Genomic DNA, 420 nt, shown 5'->3' with positions numbered 1-420 from the left:
GGTGGAGCCGAGGCGGGGCGAAAGAACGCAATGACGCCTAGCCGCAACCCTGCCTACTGCGGCCATCGTGAAAAAATGGCGAATCATTGCGCCACGCATGATCTACAAGCGGCTTGGCGCTCAGCGACCCGTTGTTGCGCGAGCTGCTCGACGGCACGCTGCAGCTGCGCTGCCTGCATCTAGACACCATGCCCGCCCTAAGCGCCAGCCACAGGGTCGAAAAACGCCTGAAACGCCGCCCATCGGGCAATGTCAGCCAGCCAAATAACATTACTTTTCATTGTGGTGGCAAATCCTGCACTTTCAGTGGCTGATGCTGCCATCCAATAATTATTTCTGATCTATTGGCAGGTCAACTTGGTCAACCAATGTGCCATATTGTCCATCCAATAGTTCTTTGCTGCCTATTGCGCGGATTCT

General features: G+C 55.0%; 1 protein-coding gene. It reads left to right on the top strand.

Translation table 11 applies throughout. The annotated features are described in order from the left end of the window. The first annotated feature begins 113 nt into the window (after positions 1–113). Positions 114–314, top strand: coding sequence for a hypothetical protein (locus D3A59_RS25240; RefSeq protein ID WP_157991405.1), 201 nt, complete (start codon positions 114–116; stop codon positions 312–314). Positions 315–420 lie beyond the last annotated feature (106 nt).

Origin of the sequence: Caldimonas tepidiphila, from assembly GCF_003569765.1 — a bacterium.
Classification (GTDB): Bacteria; Pseudomonadota; Gammaproteobacteria; order Burkholderiales; family Burkholderiaceae_C; genus Caldimonas; species Caldimonas tepidiphila.
Note: the sequence above shows the minus strand (reverse complement) of the source record. Positions and strands in the feature narration are given on the sequence as shown.